Source organism: Propionicimonas sp. T2.31MG-18, from assembly GCF_964266745.1.
In the GTDB taxonomy this organism is placed as follows: Bacteria; Actinomycetota; Actinomycetes; order Propionibacteriales; family Propionibacteriaceae; genus Propionicimonas.
The window spans coordinates 209,447-226,326 of record NZ_CAXWGX010000001.1; the positions used below are offsets into that span (position 1 = coordinate 209,447).

At 71.4% G+C, this 16,880-nt stretch carries 16 protein-coding genes and 1 pseudogene; 11 read left to right on the forward strand and 6 right to left on the reverse strand.

What is annotated here, in order from left to right:
• The first annotated feature begins 20 nt into the window (after nucleotides 1-20).
• Both ACFQQJ_RS00980 and ACFQQJ_RS00985 read left to right on the forward strand, forming a co-directional pair.
• Nucleotides 21-1,727: a DEDD exonuclease domain-containing protein gene (locus ACFQQJ_RS00980; protein WP_377103189.1), complete on the forward strand. Its 1,707-nt coding sequence runs from the start codon at nucleotides 21-23 to the stop codon at nucleotides 1,725-1,727.
• On the forward strand, nucleotides 1,724-2,002 hold the full coding sequence (locus ACFQQJ_RS00985; protein ID WP_377103190.1) for an Lrp/AsnC family transcriptional regulator: 279 nt from the start codon (nucleotides 1,724-1,726) through the stop codon (nucleotides 2,000-2,002). The genes ACFQQJ_RS00980 and ACFQQJ_RS00985 overlap by 4 nt, the downstream gene beginning before the upstream one ends.
• Before the next feature lie 38 nt (nucleotides 2,003-2,040).
• Here the strand turns inward: ACFQQJ_RS00985 and ACFQQJ_RS00990 are convergent, their stop codons facing one another.
• A complete protein-coding gene (locus ACFQQJ_RS00990) occupies nucleotides 2,041-2,568 on the reverse strand; it encodes a peptidylprolyl isomerase (RefSeq protein WP_377103191.1) in 528 nt (175 codons plus the stop codon).
• A 101-nt stretch (nucleotides 2,569-2,669) separates the two neighbouring features.
• Between ACFQQJ_RS00990 and ACFQQJ_RS00995 the strand changes: the two genes are divergently transcribed.
• The 3 genes from ACFQQJ_RS00995 to ACFQQJ_RS01005 all read left to right on the forward strand — a co-directional run bounded on the left by ACFQQJ_RS00995 (nucleotide 2,670) and on the right by ACFQQJ_RS01005 (nucleotide 4,740).
• The gene (locus tag ACFQQJ_RS00995; RefSeq protein WP_377103192.1) at nucleotides 2,670-3,719 is read left to right on the forward strand and encodes a hypothetical protein; all 1,050 of its coding nucleotides are present in this window, start codon (nucleotides 2,670-2,672) and stop codon (nucleotides 3,717-3,719) included.
• Nucleotides 3,720-3,810: 91 nt separating this feature from the next.
• The gene (locus ACFQQJ_RS01000; RefSeq protein ID WP_377103193.1) at nucleotides 3,811-4,059 is read left to right on the forward strand and encodes a hypothetical protein; all 249 of its coding nucleotides are present in this window, start codon (nucleotides 3,811-3,813) and stop codon (nucleotides 4,057-4,059) included.
• Between the two features lie 9 nt (nucleotides 4,060-4,068).
• Nucleotides 4,069-4,740, forward strand: coding sequence for a prepilin peptidase (locus tag ACFQQJ_RS01005; protein ID WP_377103194.1), 672 nt, complete (start codon nucleotides 4,069-4,071; stop codon nucleotides 4,738-4,740).
• Here ACFQQJ_RS01005 and trpD read toward each other — a convergent pair.
• The 3 genes from trpD to ACFQQJ_RS01020 are packed head-to-tail and all read right to left on the reverse strand — an operon-like array spanning nucleotide 4,715 to nucleotide 7,169.
• On the reverse strand, nucleotides 4,715-5,761 hold the full coding sequence (gene trpD, locus ACFQQJ_RS01010) for an anthranilate phosphoribosyltransferase (protein WP_377103195.1): 1,047 nt from the start codon (nucleotides 5,759-5,761) through the stop codon (nucleotides 4,715-4,717). The genes ACFQQJ_RS01005 and trpD overlap by 26 nt on opposite strands.
• Nucleotides 5,758-6,171, reverse strand: coding sequence for a response regulator (locus tag ACFQQJ_RS01015; RefSeq protein ID WP_377103196.1), 414 nt, complete (start codon nucleotides 6,169-6,171; stop codon nucleotides 5,758-5,760). Before ACFQQJ_RS01015 ends, trpD begins: the two co-directional genes overlap by 4 nt.
• Nucleotides 6,168-7,169 carry a cytochrome c oxidase assembly protein gene (locus ACFQQJ_RS01020; protein ID WP_377103197.1) on the reverse strand — a complete coding sequence of 334 codons (1,002 nt, stop codon included), beginning with the start codon at nucleotides 7,167-7,169 and terminating at the stop codon, nucleotides 6,168-6,170. Before ACFQQJ_RS01020 ends, ACFQQJ_RS01015 begins: the two co-directional genes overlap by 4 nt.
• 172 nt (nucleotides 7,170-7,341) lie before the next feature.
• Here ACFQQJ_RS01020 and ACFQQJ_RS01025 point away from each other — a divergent pair, with 172 nt between their 5' ends.
• The 6 genes and pseudogenes from ACFQQJ_RS01025 to ACFQQJ_RS01050 all read left to right on the forward strand — a co-directional run bounded on the left by ACFQQJ_RS01025 (nucleotide 7,342) and on the right by ACFQQJ_RS01050 (nucleotide 13,580).
• Nucleotides 7,342-7,962, forward strand: a complete 621-nt coding sequence (locus ACFQQJ_RS01025; protein ID WP_377103936.1) for a heme-copper oxidase subunit III — start codon at nucleotides 7,342-7,344, stop codon at nucleotides 7,960-7,962.
• Nucleotides 7,963-7,984: 22 nt separating this feature from the next.
• Nucleotides 7,985-8,821: a c-type cytochrome gene (locus tag ACFQQJ_RS01030; RefSeq protein WP_377103198.1), complete on the forward strand. Its 837-nt coding sequence runs from the start codon at nucleotides 7,985-7,987 to the stop codon at nucleotides 8,819-8,821.
• Nucleotides 8,818-9,861, forward strand: a complete 1,044-nt coding sequence (locus ACFQQJ_RS01035; RefSeq protein ID WP_377103199.1) for a Rieske 2Fe-2S domain-containing protein — start codon at nucleotides 8,818-8,820, stop codon at nucleotides 9,859-9,861. Before ACFQQJ_RS01030 ends, ACFQQJ_RS01035 begins: the two co-directional genes overlap by 4 nt.
• Nucleotides 9,861-11,568, forward strand: a pseudogene (locus ACFQQJ_RS01040) (cytochrome bc complex cytochrome b subunit). The gene ACFQQJ_RS01035 and the pseudogene ACFQQJ_RS01040 overlap by 1 nt, the downstream one beginning before the upstream one ends.
• Before the next feature lie 92 nt (nucleotides 11,569-11,660).
• Nucleotides 11,661-12,101 carry a GNAT family N-acetyltransferase gene (locus ACFQQJ_RS01045; protein WP_377103938.1) on the forward strand — a complete coding sequence of 147 codons (441 nt, stop codon included), beginning with the start codon at nucleotides 11,661-11,663 and terminating at the stop codon, nucleotides 12,099-12,101.
• Between the two features lie 33 nt (nucleotides 12,102-12,134).
• Nucleotides 12,135-13,580 (forward strand): GuaB1 family IMP dehydrogenase-related protein, encoded by a 1,446-nt coding sequence (locus ACFQQJ_RS01050; RefSeq protein ID WP_377103200.1) that lies wholly within the window; start codon nucleotides 12,135-12,137, stop codon nucleotides 13,578-13,580.
• Nucleotides 13,581-13,818: 238 nt separating this feature from the next.
• Here ACFQQJ_RS01050 and ACFQQJ_RS01055 read toward each other — a convergent pair whose 3' ends face one another.
• Both ACFQQJ_RS01055 and ACFQQJ_RS01060 read right to left on the reverse strand, forming a co-directional pair.
• The gene (locus ACFQQJ_RS01055) at nucleotides 13,819-15,696 is read right to left on the reverse strand and encodes a hypothetical protein (protein ID WP_377103201.1); all 1,878 of its coding nucleotides are present in this window, start codon (nucleotides 15,694-15,696) and stop codon (nucleotides 13,819-13,821) included.
• Between the two features lie 80 nt (nucleotides 15,697-15,776).
• Nucleotides 15,777-16,793: an alpha/beta hydrolase gene (locus ACFQQJ_RS01060; protein WP_377103202.1), complete on the reverse strand. Its 1,017-nt coding sequence runs from the start codon at nucleotides 16,791-16,793 to the stop codon at nucleotides 15,777-15,779.
• Between the last annotated feature and the right edge of the window lie 87 nt (nucleotides 16,794-16,880).

Here is a 16,880-nt window from a genome sequence, read left to right on the forward strand (position 1 = left end):
GCCGGGCTAGCGTCCGTCCCGTGACCAGTACCGCCATGGCGCAGCCGAGCTTCGACGACCTCGGCCGTCCGCTGTCGCAGGTCACGTTCTGCGTCGTCGACCTGGAGACGACCGGCAGCACCGGGGAGGACACCATCACCGAGTTCGGCGCGGTGAAGGTGTGCGGCGGGGAGGTGCTCGGGGAGTTCCAGACGCTGGTCAACCCCAACACCCACATCCCGGCGCTGGTGGCCGTGCTCACCGGGATCACCGACGTCATGGTCGCGGGGGCGCCGAAGCTGGCCGAGGTGCTGCCCAGCTTCCTCGAGTTCGCCTCCGGCTGCGTGCTGGTGGCCCACAACGCCGCCTTCGACGTCGGCTTCCTCAAGCGCGCCTGCGCCGCGCACGGCTACCCGTGGCCGGGCCCGGAGGTGCTCGACACCGTCGCGCTCGCCCGGCAGGTGCTGCTGCGCGACGAGGTCCCCAACGTGAAGCTGGCCACGCTCGCCACGCACTTCCGCGCGTCCACCACGCCCAACCACCGGGCGCTGGCCGACGCCCGCGCCACCGTCGACGTGCTGCACGGCCTGCTCGAGCGGGTCGGCAACCTCGGCTGCCACACCATCGAGGATCTGCTGGAGTTCACCCGGCGGGTCTCCCCGGAGCGCCGCGCCAAGCGCACCCTGGCCCACGGCGTGCCTTCCTCGCCGGGGATCTACCAGTTCGTCGCCGACCTCGCCGGGCCGGACGGGCGTCCGCGCCGGCAGGTGCTCTACGTGGGCAAGAGCCGCAACCTGCGCCGCCGGGTGGCGAGCTACTTCACCGCGGCGGAGACCCGTCCGCGGATCGACGAGATGGTGCGGATCGCCACCGGCGTCGAGACCACCGTCTGCCGGACGCCGCTGGAGGCCGACGTCCTGGAGCTCCGGCTCATCGCCGCCCACTCCCCCCGCTACAACCGGCGCTCGAAGTTCCCCGAGCGCCAGGTCTGGCTGAAGCTCACCCGCGAGCCGTACCCGCGCCTGTCCATCGTGAAGGCGATCGCCGACGACGCCGCGCTCTACTTCGGCCCGTTCCGCCGCCGTGCCGCGGCCGAGCAGGCCATGCTCGCGCTCTACGACGCGTTCCCGATCCGGCAGTGCACCGCGCGGCTTTCGCCACGACGCGCGACCAGCCCCTGCGCTCTGGCGGGGATGGGGAGGTGCTGCGCCCCGTGCGAACTGGCGGTCACTCCCGCCGAGTACGCGGAACTCACCGACCGCGTGCGCGCCTGCCTGACCACCGACGTCGGCCCGCTGGTGAGCCAGGTGGAGCCGCGACTGCGCCAGCTCGTGCGGGCCGAGCGCTTCGAGGACGCCGCCGTGCTCACCGACCGCGTGGAGGGGCTCAGCCGGGCGGCCCTGCGCCACCACCGGCTCGCCAGCCTCGCCGGCTGCCCCCAGATCGTCGCCGCCTACCGCAGCGAGCCCGGCTGGGAGATCCACGTGATCCGGCACGGACGGCTCGCCGCGGCGGCGCTGGCACGTCCCGGCGAGGTGCCCCAGCAGGTGGCGAGGGACGCCGTGACCGTCGCGGAGTGGGTGGCGCCACCGGTGGGCCCGGCCCCCGCGGCGATCGTGGAGGAGACCGAGCGCATCGCCGACTGGCTGGAGCGGCCGGGCGTCCGCATCATCGAGATCGAGGGCGAGTGGAGCTGGCCGCTGCGGATCGGCCCGGCGGCGTCGGTGCGGATTAGGATCAGCGCATGATCACCGCGATTGTGTTCGTCAAGGCCGATGTCGCCCGCATCCCCGAGGTCGCCCAGCAGATCGCCGACCTCGACGGGGTGTCCGAGGTGTACTCGGTGACCGGCACGATCGACCTGATCGCGATGGTCCGCGTCCACACCATCGACCAGGTGGCCACCACCGTGGCCGACCAGGTCAACAAGGTGCCCGGGGTGGAGGGCACGGAGACGCACATCGCGTTCCGCGCCTACTCCACCCACGACCTCGAGGCGGCCTTCGCGATCGGGGCCGACTAGGTCAGGGAGCCGTCCCCCCGCCGGGTGCCGGAGCGTCCTCAGTCCTGCGTGACCTCGACCGACTCGAGGACCACCGGCTCGACCGGCCGGTCCATCCGACCGGTCCGCACCGCGGCGATCTTGTCGACGACCGCGCGCGAGGCCTCGTCCGCGACCTCGCCGAAGATGGTGTGCTTGCGGTTCAGGTGCGGCGTCGGGACGACGGTGATGAAGAACTGCGAGCCGTTCGTGCCCCGGCCCATGCGGATGCCGGCGTTGGCCATGGCGAGCAGGTAGGGGCGGTTGAACACGAGGTCGGGGTGGATCTCGTCGTCGAAGTTGTAGCCCGGGCCGCCGGTACCGGTGCCGAGCGGGCAGCCGCCCTGGATCATGAAGCCGTCGATGACGCGGTGGAACGTGAGCCCGTCGTAGAAGTTGCCGGTGGTCGGCGCGCCGGTCTGCGGATCGGTGTACTCCTTGGTGCCGGTGGCGAGGCCGACGAAGTTCGCGACGGTCTTCGGTGCCTGGTCTGCGAACAGGGTCACCACGATGTCGCCGTGGTTGGTGTGCAGGGTTGCCTGGGCCATGTGGCCTTCCTTTCTTCTGCGGTCGCCCCATCCTGACAGATGCTGTGTTTCGCGGCGCCGCTACGGGTACGGTGGGTGCTAGCCGAGGATCGGGAGGCAGAGTGAAGACCAAGAAGTTGCTCAGGGTGGTCGAGGACGGGACGCAGACCGCGGTCGAGTACTTGTCGCCATACGTCGAGCAGGCCCTCCGCGAGGGCGGCGAGCTGGCCGACGAGACCTACCAGCGGATCCGTCCGGTTCTGAAGGACGCGCGCATCCGTGGGGCGAGGCTCGCCTCCGACACCTTCGAGCGGGTCCACCCCGTGATCGACGACGCCCTCGACCGGGTGTCCCCCGCGGTGGACGCCACCGTGAAGGCCGTCCGTCCCGCCGTGGACGACGTGCTCGGCCGCATCCCGCCGACCGTCGACTACGCGCGCGAGAAGGTGCAGGCCGACTACCTGCCGCGAGTCGCAGAACTCCTGCGTGACCTCGCCCGGCAGCCGCTGGCCAAGGAACTCAAGGTGGCAGTGGCGTCCGCGGCCCTGGCCAAGGAGCTGGAGAAGGCCTCCCGGCCGAAGAAGTCGGGCTGGAAGACCTTCGGCAAGATCCTGCTGGCCGGCGCGGTGCTCGGTGGCGTGGTCGCAGCGCTGCGCAAGCTGCTCGCCGACCCGTCCAGCGGCTGGGAGACCCACACCCCGAAGACCGCCTACGTCGCCGATCCCGTCGCCGACGTGGTCGATGACGTCACCGACAAGGCCGCCGACCTGGCCGACGCCGCCAAGGACGTCGCCGGAGACGTCGCGGACGCCGCGAAGCAGGCGGCTGGTGCCACCGGTGCCGCGGTCGAGGACCTCGCCGACTCGGCCGCCGACGTCGTCGAGGACGTGAAGGACGCGGCCGCCGACGCGGGCGAGGACATCGAGGAGAAGCTGAGCAAGCTCGCCGACGAGGCCGAGGGGGGCGATGCCTCCCCTTTAGCCGGTAGCCCCTACGGTGACGGCTCGTACGTCGGTGACGAACCGCCGCAGGGGTACACCATCAAGGGCAACGACCGCTCGATGAAGTACCACGTCCCCGGGAGCGCCGCCTACGAGCGGACCATCGCCGAGGTGTGGTTCGAGACCGAGGAGGCGGCGCAGGCCGCCGGCTTCGTCCGCGCCCAGCGGTGACCGCATCCCGCCCCGAGGCGGGATGCTGAAAAGACACTGAGAATCCGGGGTCCCGACTCACACGGGGCCCCGGATTCCGACCTTCCCGGGTGTGCAGGAAACCAATCACCACTGGGTGCAGGCCGCGCCGTTCCGCGCCCTTGTCCTCTGGCTCGTCGAGCTCACCGGGCTGCCGTGGGTCGTCCTCGCCGAGCAGGCCGAGGTGCCGCCGGCCGTCGTGCACCGGCTGCTCCACGGACGGGGCGGACGCCGTCCCGCCCGCATCCCGCGCGACTGCGCCGCCCGCCTGCTGGCCCTCGACGGGCACGCGCTCACCCATCTCGCCCGGCAACGCCGGTAGTCTGCGCCCGTGCCCACCCCGGTGACCGTGCTGGTCGCGGTCCTGCTGTCCGCCGCCGTCGCCCTGGCGACGCCGGCCCTGCTGCGCCGCCAGCCGCTGCCCGAGGACGCCGACGACCTGCCTCCGTTCGCCGACCTGGCCACCCCCCGGTTCCGGCTGGCCGTCCTTGTCGTCTCCGCGCTGGCGACCACGCTCGCGCTGCTGCTCACCGCACCCGAACACTGGGCGGTCTGGGCGCCGTTCACCAGCCTGGGCGCCCTGCTCGTGCTGGTCGACCTCCGCACGACCTACCTGCCGCTGCGCCTGAACTACCTCGTCCTCGCGCTCTCCCTCGCCGGCGCCGGCGTGGCGGCCGCCCTGACGCGCACCTGGCAGCCGTTGGTGGGCGCTGCGGTGACGGGTGCTGTCGCGGCGGGCGTCCTGTGGCTGGTGTGGCGGGCCAGCGGCGGCCGGCTCGGGTTCGGCGACGTCCGGCTGGCCGGGCTCATCGGGGTCGTGACGGGCACACAGGGCCTGCCACTGCCGGTGTGGGCCTTCGTGCTGGGAAGCGCGACCGGGGCGGTGTGGGGCGTGGTGTCCTGGCTGCGACGCGGTGGCGACGGCGCGTTCCCCTACGGGCCCGCCCTGTGGCTCGGTCCGCTCCTGGCGCTGCTGGTCAGGCGGGCCTTGCTGCCCGGGTGACGCGGACCCAGTCCTCGAGCACCCGCGCCGCTGCGCCGGAGTCGATGGCGGCGAAGGCGCGCTCCAGCGGCGCGGCGAGCTGCGCGGCCAACGGCGTGCCGAGGTCCGGCCCGGCGAAGGCCAGCTGCGCGGCCGCGGAGTTCAGGGCGACGATGTCGCGCACCGCGCCGGGCGTCCCGGAGAGCACGTCGTGCACGACGGCAGCGTTGTGGGCCGGGTCGCCGCCGACGAGGTCGTCCCTGCCCGCCGGGGCCACGCCCAGCTCGGACGGGTCCAGGCGGGTGGTGGACACCTCGCCCCCACCGATCACCCACACCTGGGAGGGTCCCGTGGTGGTGAGCTCGTCGAGCCCGTCCTCACCGTGGAACACCAGGCCCCGGTGCCCGCGACCGGCGATCACACCGGCCATGAGCGGCGCCATCCGCACATCGGCCACGCCGACAGCGGAGGCGTGCGGGCGGGCCGGGTTGGCCAGCGGGCCGAGGAAGTTGAAGGCCGTCGGCACGCCGAGCTCGCGGCGGGCGGACGACGCGAAGCGCAGCGCCGGGTGGTACAGCGGGGCGAACAGGAACACGATGCCGGCCTCGGCCAGCACCCGTGCCTGGGCGGCCGGCGGCACGTCCAGCACCACGCCCAGCGCCTCCAGGCAGTCCGCGGTGCCGCTCGCGCTCGATGCGGCGCGGTTGCCGTGCTTGACCACGGGCACCCCGCAGGCGGCGGTCACGATCGCCGCCATGGTGGACACGTTCACGGTGTTCGCGCGGTCGCCCCCGGAGCCGACGACGTCGACCGCCTCCGCGTCGAGGTCGATCGGGGTGGCGCGCGCCAGCATGGCCTGGGCGAGGCCGGTCAGCTCGGAGACGGTCTCGCCCTTGGCACGCAGCGCGATCGCGAAGCCGGCGATCTGCACCGGGGTGACGTCGCCGGCGAGCACCTGGTCCATCGCCCAGGAGGTGGCCTCGGGCTCGAGGTGGTTGCCGCGGACCAGGTCGGACAGCAGGCCCGCCCAGGTGAAGGTCACGCGGTCGCCTTCTCCGCGAGCCGGGCGCGCAGCAGGTCGGCGGCCGCCGCGGGCAGGCGCACAGGGTCGATCGGGTAGGGGGTGATGCCGTCGGCCTCCGACCAGGTGGCCAGCCAGGCGTCCGCCACGCGCGCGAGGAGCAGGAGCACCGGCGGGCAGTCGGTGATCTCGTTCTTGAGCTGGTGGCACAGCCCGATGCCGCCGGACGGCGTGGCCTCCGCGTCCAGGATCACCAGGTCGACGCCCCCGGCGTCCATGGTCTGGAGGACCACCGGCTGGGTGGCCACCTCGAACACGTCGAGCTCGGGCAGGTCGGCCGCGACCCGGCGTCCCAGCGCCAGGCGAACCTGCTCACGCGTGGTCCGGTCGTCGGAGTACACCAGCACCCGCGCGGTCGTCTGTTCGGTCATCGATCTTCCTCATCCGGCGTCGCCGCCTCGCGTCCACCTGTGGCGTCATCGTAACCGGTCGAGGGCCCCGATCCGGCGGCCGCCCGCTGCGCAGCCAGGCGCTCCTCCCGGTCGAGTCGCCGGTCCTCGCGGGCGGCCTCGCGCCGGCTGTCGGCGTACCACTGGGCGAGGAACACCGCCATGATGATGCCCATCGTGAGGTCGCCGGTGGCCCACATGATCGCGCCCGCCAGGTACTGGTCGTCGATCGGTGCCGGGGGCCAGGCGCGGTTGAACGCCAGGTACCACTCCTCGGCGATCAGCCGGGGCGAGCCCATGATCGTCACGCCGAGGAACGCCTGTGCCGGCATGGTGAGGAACAGCAGCAGCATGCGCATCGGGTAGGGCAGGCGGTTCGGCATCGGGTCGTTGCCCAGCAGCGGGAAGAAGAACAGGCAGCCGACGGTGACCATGTACACGTGCAGCAGGTCGTGCGCCCAGTCGACGTCGAGGGTGAAGCGGTAGAGCTCGGTCAGGTAGAGCGCGAACGGTGTCGTGATGAGCAGGGCGGTCGCCAGCGCCGGGTTGAACAGCACCTTCGCCGGCCAGGAGTGCAGGACCCGCATCACGCGGCGACGCCCGTCCTTGCCGAGGTTGCGCAGCAGCAGGGTCACCGGCGCCCCGATCGCGAGGAAGACCGGAGTGATCATCGTCAGGATCGTGTGCTGCACCATGTGCACGCTGAACAGCACGGTGTCGTAGGCGCCGAGTGCGCTCATGCCGGCCACCGTCGCCGTCCCGATGCCGCCCACGCACCACGACCAGGTGCGCACCGCCGGCCACCGGACGCCCTGCGCGCGCAGCCGCCACACCCCCCACAGGTAGAGCGCCAGTCCCAGGGTCGCGGGGACGGCGAACAGCCAGTCCCACTTCCACTCGGTGAGCAGGCGGAGCCAGGTCAGCGGCGGCGGCTGGTTGGTGGGGTCGGCATGCAGCGGCACGAGTCCGGCGAATCCCATGGGGCAATTATCGATGGATCGGGTGGTGCCCATTAAGGCAGCCGTTCGTCATAATGGCGCAATGGCCCACACCACACCGCTGAGCGCACCGACCGGCCTGCCCCACGGAGCCGTCCACGAGGTCGCGCCCAGCCGCCTGCAGGGCCTGCGCGGACGCCCAGACGCGCTGTCGGTGGGCGTCATCATCTGGCTCGCCAGCGAGCTCATGTTCTTCGCCGCCCTCTTCGGTGCGTACTTCTCGCTGCGCGAGACGACGACCGCGGCCGCGGTCGCCGCCGGCACCACCCCGATGTGGGAGTGGGGGTCGAACCACCTACTCAACGACTGGTTCGGGATCAGCTTCCCGTGGTTCGCGACGATCAACACCACGATCCTGCTGTTGTCGTCGGTGACCTGCCAGCTCGGCGTGCACGCCGCGGAACGCGGCCAGGTGGGTCGTTCCGGCTCGCTGGCGCGGATCGGCGGCTGGGGCCTGCGCGAGTGGTACACGCTCACGTTCGTGATGGGCGCGGTGTTCATCGGCGGCCAGGCGTTCGAGTACGCGACCCTCGTCAGCGAGGGCTTCACGCTCTCGGTGAATGCCTACACGTCGGCGTTCTTCCTCGCCACCGGCTTCCACGGTCTGCACGTGATCGGCGGTTTGGTGGCATTTTTGCTTATGTTGGGACGGACTTATCTGTCCCGCCGGTTCACCCATGAACAGGCCGTCCACGCCATTGTTACCTCGTACTACTGGCATTTCGTCGACGCGATCTGGGTCGTGCTCTTCGGCGTGCTCTACCTGCTGCGCTGAACTTCCCAAGGAGGAACCCCTGATGAGATTCCTGACCCGCGGAGGTCGGTCGCCGAAACCCCGAGCATCGTTGCGCCGGCACCGCGCTGCGCGTCCCCTGTTGCTCGGCCTCAGCCTGCTCTTCGTCGGCACGCTCTACGCCGCGCTCACCCCGGCAGCGCCGTCCTCCGCGGAGGGTGCCACGGACCAGCAGCTCGTCGCGCAGGGCAAGAACCTCTTCGCCGTGAACTGCGCGTCGTGCCACGGGCTCAACGCCGAGGGCCTCGCCCAGCAGGGGGCCCCGTCGCTGACCAACGTCGGCGCCGCCGCGGTCGACTTCCAGGTGCGCACCGGCCGCATGCCGATGGCCAACCCTCTGGCCCAGGCCCCGCGCAAGGAGAACGTCTTCACCGACGACGAGATCGCAGCGCTGGCCGCCTACGTCGCCAGCCTCGGCGACGGCCCCGGGATCCCCACCGAGGACCAGTACAACCCGGCCGGGCTGAGCCCGGAGGACGTCGCCCGCGGCGGTGAGCTGTTCCGCACCAACTGCTCCGCCTGCCACAACTTCAAGGGCGCCGGCGGTGCCCTGCCGAACGGCCTGGTCGCCCCGAGCCTGCAGGAGTCGACCCCCAGGGAGGTCTACGAGGCGCTGCGCACCGGCCCCGGCCAGATGCCCGTCTTCGCCCCCGGCGCCGTCCCCGACGAGGACGTCAAGTCGATCATCGGCTACCTCGAGCAGGTGAACGCGACGCCGTCCGCCGGCCTCACCCTCGGCGGCCTCGGCCCGGTCTCGGAGGGCTTCTGGGCCTGGGTGGTCGGGATCGGCGGCCTCGTCCTGTTCGCCGTCTGGATCGCCTCCCGGGGAGCCCGCGCATGAACGACCCGCAGACCGACCTCCCCGTGCCCGACCCCGGACTGGAGGAGCACCCGCCGCGCTTCACCGACGTGGACGACGCCGCCGCGGACCGCGCCTACAAGCAGATCGTCGGCATGCTGGCCGCCGTCCCGGTGCTCGTGGTCGCGTTCCTCGTGGTCTACTTCGCCGTCCCCAGGGACGCGGAGCTCGTGCTGTTCGGCGCCAACCTGAAGATGCAGACCACCCTCCTCGGCCTGACCGCGGGGGTGGCGACGCTGCTGATCGGCATCTCCGCGATCCACTGGGCGCGCATGCTGATGAGCGACGAGGAGATCGTCGGCGACCGGCACGGTGCCGCGTCCCCGCCCGAGGCGCGCGAGCGCGTGCTGACCGACCTGGAGACCGGCATCGAGGCGTCCGGCATCCGCCGGCGCAAGCTGCTCGGCACCGGCATGGCCGGCGCGCTCGGCATGATGGCCCTTCCGGCCGTGGTGAGCCTGGCCGACATGGGCCCGTGGCCCACCGCGGAGCTGCGCGCCAAGACCATCGAGAAGACGATCTGGGCAGAGGGCGTCCACCTGGTCAACGACGTCACCTTCACCCGGCTGAAGGCCACCGAACTGGTGGTCGGACAGCTGGTGAACGCCCAGCCGGAGACGCTTCAGGAGTACCACGGGGCCGCGCTCCAGCAGCAGAAGGCGAAGGCGTCCATCATCGTCGTCCGGATGGACCCCAACAGCATCCGCATCCCCGAGTCACGGCGGGACTGGCAGGTGGACGGGATCCTCTGCTACTCCAAGATCTGCACGCACGTCGGCTGCCCGATCAGCCTGTGGGAGCAGCAGACGCACCACCTGCTCTGCCCGTGCCACCAGTCGACCTTCGACCTGGGCAACTCCGGCGTCGTGGTGTTCGGCCCGGCCGCCCGCGCGCTGCCGCAGCTGCCGATCACGACGGACGCGGAGGGGTACCTGGTGGCCAGGAGCGACTTCACCGTCCCGGTGGGGCCGAGCTACTTCGAACGGGACTCGTCGAAGGACTTCCAGGAGGGTGACCGCTGATGGCCAAGCCAGCAGAACTCAACCCCGACTCCCCCGCGCTGGAGGTCCGGACACCGCCCAAGGACTCTGGACCGGGCAAGCTCGCCGGCCCGGCCACCTGGGTCGACGACCGGATCGGCCTGGCGAAGCTCGCCGGCAACATCCGCAAGGTCTTCCCCGACCACTGGTCGTTCCTGCTCGGCGAGATCGCGCTGTACTCCTTCGTGATCCTGCTGTTGACCGGAGTCTTCCTCACCATCTGGTTCAAGCCCTCGATGGCCGAGGTGGAGTACGCCGGCACCTACGAGCTCATGCACGGCATCCCGATGTCGGAGGCGTTCGCGTCCACGCTGAGCATCAGCTTCGACATCCGCGGCGGCCTGCTGGTTCGGCAGATCCACCACTGGGCGGCGATGCTCTTCGTGGCGGCGATGACCGCGCACATGCTGCGCGTGTTCTTCACCGGCGCGTTCCGCAAGCCGCGCGAGCTCAACTGGATCATCGGTATCGGCCTGTTCTCCATGGGCCTGGTCGAAGGCTTCGCCGGCTACTCGCTGCCTGACGACCTGCTGTCGGGCACCGGCCTGCGGTTCGTGGACGGGCTCGTCCGCTCGATCCCGCTGATCGGCACCTGGGCGGAGTTCTTCATCTTCGGCGGCGAGTTCCCCGGAGAGCTGGTGATCCCGCGGCTGTACATGGTGCACATCCTGCTGATCCCGGGGCTCCTGCTCGGCCTGATCAGCGCGCACATGGCGCTGCTAGCGCTACCACAAGCACACCCACTGGCCGGGCCCCGGGCGCACCAACCGGAACATCCAGGGCTACCCGTTCTTCCCGATCTACGTGGCGAAGGCCGGCGGCTTCTTCTTCATCGTGTTCGGCGTGACGATCCTCATGGGCGCGCTGATGCAGATCAACCCCGTGTGGCTGTACGGGCCGTACAACCCGTCGCAGGTGACCGCCGGCTCGCAGCCGGACTGGTACATGGGCTTCGTCGAGGGCGCGATCCGCATCATCCCGAACTGGGAGTGGCACATCCTGGGCACCACCTGGTCGTGGAACATCTTCCTCCCCGGCGTGGGCCTGATGGGCCTGCTGTTCACCGGGTTGGCGCTCTACCCGTTCATCGAGGCCTGGATCACCGGCGACACCTCCGAGCACCACCTGCTCGACCGTCCGCGCAACGCGCCCGTCCGGACGGCCATCGGCGTGGCCGGGATGACCGCATACGCGATGTTCTGGCTCTCGGGTGGCAACGACATCATCGCCACGCAGTTCCACGTGTCGCTGAACGCCGTGACGTACGTCATGCGGGTCGCCGTCTTCGTCGCCCCGGTGATCGCGTTCATCGTCACCAAGCGCATCTGCATCTCACTGCAGCGCCAGGACGCCGAGCGTGTCCTGCACGGGTCGGAATCCGGCGTGATCGTCCGCAGCCCCGACGGCGGCTTCTCCGAGGCGCACGTGCCGATCACCCCGGGTGAGGCGTACTCGCTGACCCGGCACCCGCAGCCCCAGGCACTGGTGCCGAACGGGAAGAAGGTCGGACGGCTGCGTCGCCGGCTCTCCGCGTGGTACGCCGACGGGCAGCTGCCCAAGCCGACGGCCGCCGAGATCGCCGGAGCGGCCCACCACGGTGCCCTCGAGGCAGACCACGACACCCCCGCGGTGGACGCCGGCCACGACGCGCCCGCCCTCGAGGGCAGCGACGCCGGGGACGCACGCTGAGCCCCGTCGTCGAGGTCGCGCGCGCCGGGTCGACGCTGCCGTCGCCGCAGGAGGTCGAGCAGCTGTACGCGCTCGCGTCCGCCCGCGGGCCGCTGGCCGAGCCGGTCGAGGTCGCGGAGCTCTACGCGACGCTGTACGACCTCACGCTGGACCGGCCCGACCTGGTGGCGGTCACGGCCCGCGAGGTCGGCGAACTCGTCGGATTCGCGTACGGGCACGCGTGGCGCTGGAGCGAGCAGACCGACGAGTGGTCGGCCGACCTGGCCGGGCGCCTCGGTGACGACGCGCCGGGCCTGGACGGGTCCTTCGCGGTCCAGCTGCTGGCCGTGCACCCGTCCTTCACCCGGAACGGGCTGGGCTTCGAACTGCTGAAACGCCTGATGATCGCGTCCGCGTCGGCCGTCCACTGGCTGGCGACCAGCGACCTGGACACCCCTGCGCGACGGCTGTACCGCCGCATGGGCTACCGTCCGCTCGGATACGGGCCCGAGACGCCCAGCGGCAGCCCGGGGCTGGTGCTGATCCACGGCTGACCCCCCGTTGGTGGCGCCCGGTACCCTTGTCCGGTGCGTTTCCTCACCGGCAAGCCCAGCTACGACCTGACCTACGACGACGTCTTCATGGCGCCGCGGCGCTCGTCGGTCACCTCCCGGCTCGACGTCGACCTCACCAGCACGGACGGGTTGCGCCTGCCCCTGCCGCTGGTCGTCGCCAACATGACCGCGGTCGCCGGCCGCCGGATGGCCGAGACCGTCGCCCGGCGCGGCGCCGTCGCGATCATCCCCCAGGACCTCCCCGTCGACATCGTCGGTGGCGCCATCGCGAAGGTGAAGGCTGCCCACACGGTGTTCGACACCGCGCTCACGATCGGCCCCCACGCCACGGTCGGCGAGGCGCTGATGCTGATGCCCAAGCGCGCCCACGGCATGGTCGTCGTGGTCGACGGCACCGGCGCACCCCTGGGCACGGTGTCCGAGGCTGAGCTGGAGGGCATGGACCGCTTCGCCCAGGTGCACGAGGCGATGGTCACCGACCTCACGCTGGTCTCCCCCGACACGACGCCGACCGAGGTGTTCGACGAGCTCACCACCCGGCGCCACAAGGCCGCCCTCGCCGTCTCCGACGGCGAACTGGTGGGCCTGCTGACCGTCCGGGGCGCCGTGCGGGCCGGCCTCTACGCGCCCGCCCTTGACGCCGACGGGCGCCTGCGGATCGGGGCGGCCGTCGGCATCTCCGGCGACGTGGAGCACCGTGCGGAGTCGCTGCTCGAGGCCGGGGCGGACGTCCTGGTGATGGACACGGCACACGGGCACCAGGAGCGCATGATCAGCGCCGTCCAGCGCTGCCGGGCCGTCGTCGCCGCGTCCGGGCTGGACGTGCCGATCGTGGCCGGCAACGTGGTCACCGCCGACGGCACCGCCGACCTGATCGAGGCCGGCGCCGACGTGGTGAAGGTCGGTGTCGGGCCGGGCGCCATGTGCACCACGCGCATGCAGACCGGCGTCGGGCGCCCGCAGTTCTCCGCGGTGCTCGAGTGTGCCCAGGAGGCGCAGGATGCCGGCAAGAGCATCTGGGCCGACGGCGGCGTCCGGCACCCCCGAGACGTGGCCCTCGCACTGGCCGCCGGCGCGGGCGCGGTGATGATCGGGTCGTGGTTCGCCGGGACGCACGAGTCTCCGGGCGAGCTGCTGTTCGCCTCGGACGGGCGTCCCTACAAGGAGTCGTTCGGCATGGCCTCCGCCCGTGCGGTGCGGGCCCGGACCCGCACTCAGTCCGCCTTCGACCGGGCACGCGCGGCCCTGTTCGAGGAGGGGATCTCGTCCTCCCGCATGTACCTCGACCCCGCCCGACCCGGCGTGGAGGACCTGCTCGACTTCATCACCTCCGGCGTCCGCAGCTCCTGCACCTACGCCGGCGCCCGCACCCTGCACGAGTTCGCATCGCAGGCGATCGTCGGCGTGCAGTCCGCGTCCGGCTACGCCGAAGGCCGTCCGCTGCACTCGAGCTGGTAGGACGCTCCCGTCCGTCCCGCTGCCCGCGAGCAGCCCACCTGAGGCGGGCCGGCTCGCTTGAGGGCCAGCCCTCCCACTCGAGGGCCAGCCTTCGCGTCGAGGGCCAGCACCGGTGTGCGAGCCCTCGGCCGTAACGCTGGCCCTCGCAGTCGAGCCGGGCGGACGTGTTCAGCCGGGCTGACGCGTCCAGCCGGGCGGACGCCCCGGGTGGACGTGCCGTGTGGATGCGCCGAGCGGCTCAGGCGCGTCCGGTGGCGAGGACGATCACGCGATCGGCGGGATCGAACGTGATCCGCTCGGCCTTCTTCGGGTTCACGCGGACGCCGTAGCCGTGGCGTCCGTGGTGGGCGTGCTCGGCGACCCGGTACCCGATCGCGGTCTCGCCGCGGCGGCGGGCCGCCTCCAGCACCGTGTAGAAATCCACGGGTCGGCCCGGGACGACGTACTCAGTGACCGGGTTGAGGTAGATCTCGCTGCCCTCGCTCTCGAAGAGGGTCTCGAACACCTCCGTCAGGCGACGGTTCTCCGACACCTGCGAGAGCAGCAGGGCGATCAGCTTGTCACTGACGATGAAGTCGTCGGCCTGGGTCACCTCGGCGAGTTCGCGGTTGGCGTCGTCCAGCATCTCGCTCACGATGTTCAGCGTGAACCCGCCGTGGCTGGAGAGGTCGCGCAGCTGGAGGAGGGTCACCAGGGTGCGGCTGTCCGCCCGCTGGAGGTCCGGATCAGAGGTGTCGGCGAGCACGAGGATGTGGTCGAACCCCGACACATCGAGCCCCTCGAGCACCGAGCGCCGGGTGGGGGACGCGTGCTGGACGGTCGCCTCGATGTTCACCAGCGCAGGCAGCTCCGGCGGCTCGGTCGGCGCCACGATGCGCACCTGGGAGCCGGGAGCGACGTACTCGTCGAGTTCGCTGAGCATCAGGGGCAGGTTCGCGTTGACGCCGAGCACCAGCGTGCGCTCCGGACGCATCGCGACCACCGCCCCGTCCGCCACGTTCTCCAGGTCGGGCGTGCCGGGCTCGGCGAGGCTGATCCGGCTGTCGTCCTCCGCGATCACGACCACCTGGTCGCCGTCTCCGAGGACGGTGTCGGGGGCGGGGTTGATCAGCACCCGGCCGTCGGCCACCAGGCCGATCGCCGTGCAGTCGGCGAAGGCGAGCTGGGCGTCGAAGTAGCTCCCGCCCACCAGCGAGGGCTGCTCGGTGAAGTAGATCTCATCGCCGTCGAAGTCGAGCAGTTCGGAGTACACGACGGAGAGTCCGGACTGGCGGCAGGTCTGCACGGTGATCCGCGCGATCAGCTCCGACCCGAGTACCCAGTGGGCCTCGTCCCGGCCGACCAGTCGCGCCACCTCGAGGTTGGCCGGGTCCGCCAGCTCCCCGACGATGTGGTAGCGGCCGTCCGGGCGGCCAGGGTCGTTGGTGAGGGCCAGGGCCGTCTTGATCACCTCTGCGTCCGGCTCGTTCGAACCCTCCGGGGCAAGGATGATGATGCTGCGCGCCTGCGCCGGGCTGACGAGCGTCAGGTCCGCCGCACGCTTGGGGTCGCCGGTGCGGCAGACGACCGAGGTGCGTCCCAGGTCACCGGCGGACGCACGGATCGCGTCCTCCATCTCGACCTTGTCGCGTTCGGCGAGCACCACGACGGATGCCCGGCGACGGGACTGGTTGGCGATCGAGAGCTCGTGGATGATCGAGTGGATCTTCGGGTTCCACCCCAGGATCAGCGTGTGGTCGTGCTCCAGCACCGTCGAGCGCCCCTTGCGGAGTTCCTCGACCTTCGCGTCGAAGGCTCCCGAGACGATGCCGATGAGGCTCGCGACGATCACCAGGCCCCCGATCGTGATCACCAGCATCAGCAGTCGGAAGCCCCAGCCGGCGTCACCGCCCATGGTGCCGGGATCCAGGGTGCGCATCAGGCCGCCCCAGAGGATGTCGATGAAGTCGCCGTCGCCTGCGTCGTCCGGGAACGCGCGGAACACCCAGACCAGGCCGCTGACCAGCAGCACCAGGGCAACGGTGGCCAGGCCGAGCAGCCCCATCAGCGCGATCGTCCCGCGCGACATGACGTTGTCGAACCAGTAGCGGAACCGCTCGCCGGCGCTGTGCTTCATCGGCTTCTCCCCCTGTCACGCTGCGGCAGCAGCCTATTGGGTGGGCGCCAGCGGACGCCTCCGTCCGGCCAGGGACGCGCTCAGCGCTCGGCGAGGGGATCCGGCATCGGGATGCCGAGGGCCAGGGAGAGCTGCCGGTAGCCCTCGACGATCTGGGCGTCGGGCCCGAACTCCGGATCCGGGCACACGTAGTCGTGGGGCAGGTGGGCCTCCAGGGGCACCTGGTAGACCTGCACCCGGTCGGGCGGGACGAGGCGGCGCACCAGCTGCTCGTTGAAGTCGTGGTCGATGCTGGCGTCCCCCGCATTGCGCACCAGCAGGACGGAGCCGCGCACCGAGGCGGCCGGCTGCCTCTCGAGCCACAGCCGCAGCCCAAGGAACGCCGCGATGCCCTTGAGGGAGTAGCGCGGGTACACCATCCCGGCCACGTTGTCCGCGCCCTTCTCCGGCGCCCACCAGGCATAGCTGTCCACCGGGGAAAGGCGCAGGGCACGCGTCATCGCCGGCACCTCCCAGCTGGCGTAGCCCCCGGGGTTGAGCAGAGGCGAGATCAGCACCGTGTGGGCCACCTCCGGACGCGCCGCCGCGGCCCACATGGCCAGCGCCCCGCCGCCGGACAGTCCCATCACCTGGACCTGGTCGCCGAGCCCCGCGCCGGTGTCGATCGCCTGGTCGGCGAAGGTGCGGAGCTCCTCCACCGTCAGCCGGGAGAACTCGTCGGTCATCTTGTCGGCCAGCCCGTGGTGCGGCAGGCGCGGCACCCACACGTTGTAGCCCTGGTCGCGGTACGCCTTCGCGACGAGCCGGAACCCGTCGGGGGTGTTGGTGTAGCCGTGGAAGATCACCAGCGCCACCGGGGAGCGGGCGCCGGTCAGCGCGGCGATGCTGCCGCCCCGCGCGAGCAGCGGCAGTTGCTTCTCCGCGGCGAGAACGGCATCGATCCCGGCGACCGCCTTCGCGTAGGACCCGTCCGGCTCGGGACGCGCGGTCAGGTCGGGATCAAGGACCGGGGTGAAGAGAACGAGCGCGAGCGCGGCGAGCAGGGCGAGCAACACCCACAGGACGCGCCGGAGGACCTTCCGGCGGCGACGAGCCATGACTTCAGGCTAGGACGGACGGATCTCCCCCACCGGGGAATCCGGACGCGAGCCGCTGCACGGATTCCCGAGCGCCGGCACCGATGC

Excerpts from the sequence above, each read along its gene's own strand:
- ACFQQJ_RS00985 (WP_377103190.1), top strand. The coding sequence starts at position 1,724 with ATGATCACCGCGATTGTGTTCGTCAAGGCCGATGTCGCCCGCATCCCC.
- ACFQQJ_RS00990 (WP_377103191.1), bottom strand. The coding sequence starts at position 2,568 with ATGGCCCAGGCAACCCTGCACACCAACCACGGCGACATCGTGGTGACC.
- ACFQQJ_RS01015 (WP_377103196.1), bottom strand. The coding sequence starts at position 6,171 with ATGACCGAACAGACGACCGCGCGGGTGCTGGTGTACTCCGACGACCGG.
- ACFQQJ_RS01020 (WP_377103197.1), bottom strand. The coding sequence starts at position 7,169 with ATGGGATTCGCCGGACTCGTGCCGCTGCATGCCGACCCCACCAACCAG.
- ACFQQJ_RS01030 (WP_377103198.1), top strand. The coding sequence starts at position 7,985 with ATGAGATTCCTGACCCGCGGAGGTCGGTCGCCGAAACCCCGAGCATCG.
- ACFQQJ_RS01035 (WP_377103199.1), top strand. The coding sequence starts at position 8,818 with ATGAACGACCCGCAGACCGACCTCCCCGTGCCCGACCCCGGACTGGAG.
- ACFQQJ_RS01055 (WP_377103201.1), bottom strand. The coding sequence starts at position 15,696 with ATGAAGCACAGCGCCGGCGAGCGGTTCCGCTACTGGTTCGACAACGTC.
- ACFQQJ_RS01060 (WP_377103202.1), bottom strand. The coding sequence starts at position 16,793 with ATGGCTCGTCGCCGCCGGAAGGTCCTCCGGCGCGTCCTGTGGGTGTTG.